Raw genomic sequence first — 2861 nt, forward strand, 5'->3', positions numbered from 1 at the left:
CGGTCTTTAGTTCTTGGTTCTCCGTTCTTAGTCGGTTACTGGTTGTCCTTGCATTGTCCATTTGCTGTCTATAATACTCCTTGTCGTTCTCGGCTTTGAATACCTTTGTGCCGTTTCGCTCTTTTTCAAGTATAGCCTTTCCCAGTCTATCGGATAGCTGTTCATTTTCCCCCTCTAAAGCCTTTATTTTGGCTTTTAAGGCATCTTTTTCCCTATCGTTAACCGTTTTCCCTATCAAGCCGTAAAACTTCTCTGAAGCCTTAGAAATGAGTTTTTGGACGTTTTTCTTTGTTTCAATGGAACGTAGTTCTTTCTGAAGCTGAAGAAGCTGGTTTTGCACGTCCTTGTGCTTGTCTAACGCACTGGATATATCGTTGGATAGTTCCTGAAGCTGTTCTTTCGCACATTCGGTCTTGTACTGCATAGCCGATAAGTGTTTGCGATCAGAAGAAACACCACGTTCCATGCCCAGTGCTTCAGATGCTATGGTTTGGAGTTCTGCCATGTCATCACGCGATAAACGCACACTCTTCCCGTTCGGCTGCGTCCAATCGAAAACTACATGGGCGTGAAGGTTAGGTGTCCATTGCTTTGCGTTCATGTATCCTTCGTCCTTGTGTATATGGATTTGAAACGCTTCAATACCGAAACGTTCCTTGCAGACCGCAGCGAATTGCTGGAGTTCCTGCATGGTGGTTTCTTGCTTGATTACTATTACCCCCTCCCGTATGGGTGCTGCTTTAGTCTGCATCTTCTGCCCAACCGTATCGAAATATCTCTGTTTCGCACTCTCCAGCCGATGGGAGATGCTATCTCCAACCCAGCTTTCATTCAAATGACTAAGTTCCGGACGAACATAGTCCAACTCTTTTTCCCTAAAGTTGTGAATCTCGCTCCCCGGCTTCACTGCTTGTACATGAATACTTGTTGCTCCCATAAGTTAACATTTTTGTGACAATCGATAACAGCCGGTGACAGCCGGCTGACAGGGGGTTAAGGGGGCTTGTCCCCTTACACACGTACCCTTTAGGGTGCTAGTGTGCTATCACCATACTGCATAGGTGCGAAGTTAGTGAATGTTTTGTAAATGCACAAATAAAGGGGAAAACATTTGGATTTGCGACAATAAAGTACTACCTTTGTTGCTGACCAAACGGTAGCTGACCGATACGGGAGAGTTACCAAAATACAAGCCGCTGGAGTTAATTGACGGACATCCGACATCCCCAGCGGCTTTATTTTTGCCTATCTGCTTCGTCTAGGCATACCAGTACCTCTACTAAAAATGTACTTCAAAGATACTTATTTTCTACCGACTTGATAGTTTTTACCCCATATTCTTGGACATTTTTCCCCCATGAGGTTATCTTTGTAGGGTGAAAGAGAAACCCATAAACGGGGATAGATTGAATGCTGGGAAGCATAAACAATCGGGGTAAGGTTAGCGAACCTTGCCTTTCATCCCCCATTATAACTTTACATAGAGGAACTTTATCTATCCCCCCCCGCCCCCAAAGGGGGAGCGACCAAACGGCAGCTTCACTCAATGGAGTGTTACAGTTCATCAAAACCAAGTGATAACTGTCGTTTCTCTGCTTCTTCTTTCTTTTGGGCAGCTAAAGTCTTTTTCCGAACGTATGTTTTTGTAAATGAAACCCTATCCCCATTAAAGACAATCAACGGATTAATGAACCAATTATATTCGTTTGGACCTCTTGCTATGATTTCACTTTGTACGAGCTCTGCCAATCCTTTGTATATGGCTTTGTCTGATTTGTATTGGGTGTATTCTAAGCATTTTCGCCTATCGAAAATTATCATATCATTCTTAGGCTTCATGCAAGTTAGAATATACCCGAAAACCCGAATAGCTGATTGTGATAGATTGAAAAAAGCGGCAAAATTCGCAAGGTATAGTTTTGCAAATTGCTCTTCATCTACTTCTATTTGTCGGATAAACGAGGTTTTGAATACTTCTCCTGTATCTGTATCAGCAACAGCAACTACAGCTTTTTTATCACTTCCCGTACTACTTTTGTATTTCTTAACAACGTGATTTTCAATCCCTTCAATTGCTTGTTTCATAAAGGGGTTTTCTTCGTTTTTTTGAAAATCGGTTAATTTGAGTACTTTCTTATTTTCCATAAACATTCTATTTAGGCAAATTTGACTTTCTATATATCGGTGAAAAAGTATAATTTGATTTTCCACAAAGGAATATTTAAATTTCCATTAATACAATAAAAAAGCAAAATATATTTTCCTTTTTAACATCTAATAGGAAAGAGTGACTTTCTAATATGGAAAATCAGATTTTCCAATATGGAAAATACCCTATATTGAGTATCAACTACTTAACTTATTCTATTTCTTAAGTTCTTATTATACCCTAAAAACGGCATATAATCAACTACTTAAAAAATCATCGGTCGGGGAGCGCCCAGCGGCAAGGGGCGGGACCACCCGTCCCGACGAGCGCCCACACCATAAACTTTTTTTCGAATAAGCACACAACCGTTTTTCGAACCCTGCAAAATTTCTTCCGAACCCGAACGGCGTAACACTCCATTGAGTGAAGCTGCCGTTTGGTCGCTCCCCCTTTGGGGGCGGGGGGGGGTTACATACCCATGCCGAAACCTCTGCTTCTGGTGATTTGCTTGAGTAGGTCTTTCCCCTCTTCCATAGCTTTTGATATGTTTGGGAAATGATGCCTTAAAGCCTCCAGTTGTTCGGAATTGAACAAGTCTTTCATCTTACCAAGTTCTTTTTTCAATTCCTTGGTTTCGGTCTTTAGTTCTTGGTTCTCCGTTCTTAGTCGGTTACTGGTTGTCCTTGCATTGTCCATTTGCTGTCTATAATAC

The 2861-nt window shown here is 41.6% G+C and carries 2 protein-coding genes and 1 pseudogene; all 3 read right to left on the reverse strand.

All coding sequences use genetic code 11. From position 1 onward, the window contains the following. Nucleotides 1-937 (reverse strand): annotated as a pseudogene (locus ABUA17_RS18615) (hypothetical protein); the annotation flags it as partial. A 617-nt stretch (nt 938-1554) separates the two neighbouring features. Next, complete coding sequence (locus ABUA17_RS18620) at nt 1555-2145, reverse strand: hypothetical protein (RefSeq protein ID WP_008670455.1); 591 nt, start codon at nt 2143-2145, stop codon at nt 1555-1557. A 472-nt stretch (nt 2146-2617) separates the two neighbouring features. Then, nucleotides 2618-2861, reverse strand: a 244-nt coding sequence (locus ABUA17_RS18625) for a hypothetical protein (RefSeq protein WP_430392572.1), incomplete at its 5' end; no start/stop codon positions are given.

The organism is Clostridium sp. RTP31139st1_H3_RTP31139_211217 (genome assembly GCF_040227035.1).
In the GTDB taxonomy this organism is placed as follows: Bacteria; Bacillota; Clostridia; order Clostridiales; family Clostridiaceae; genus Clostridium; species Clostridium saudiense.